The following is a 384-nucleotide window of genomic DNA, read 5'->3' on the forward strand; positions in this document are numbered from 1 at the left end:
GACGTGCCGCCAGCGTCTCGCTGGCCGCAGATGGTTCGCCAGCGGAACGCTGGCGGCACGTTATGCCAGCCTGGCGCCGAAGCCCGGAATCGCGCGGACAGAGCCATCGTTGAACAGTGAGGCGTTGAGCTGGATGCTGTCGCGGGCGAGGCAGAGCGGGACGTCGGGCGCGAGATCGGGATTGGCGAGGAGGCGCCGCGCGTTGAGTGACGACGCGATGAGGGTGCTGTCCTCGAAAACGTGGCGAAAGGCGTGCCATACCAGATGCGCCGAGTCGCTGAGTTTCCCGGGCTGGATGAGATGTTGCAGGGCATCGACGAGCGCGCCGGCCGCGAACTGATCTTCGAAAGCGCCGGTCTCAAACGTGCCGGCACACACGAGCAG

General features: G+C 66.4%; 1 protein-coding gene. It reads right to left on the reverse strand.

What is annotated here, in order from left to right; genetic code table 11:
• Positions 1 to 60: 60 nt before the first annotated feature.
• Positions 61 to 384, reverse strand: a 324-nt coding sequence (locus I6F37_RS44710; protein WP_225155088.1) for a 2-phosphosulfolactate phosphatase, incomplete at its 5' end; no start/stop codon positions are given.

The organism is Bradyrhizobium sp. NBAIM08 (assembly GCF_020193935.1).
Taxonomy (GTDB): Bacteria; Pseudomonadota; Alphaproteobacteria; order Rhizobiales; family Xanthobacteraceae; genus Bradyrhizobium; species Bradyrhizobium yuanmingense.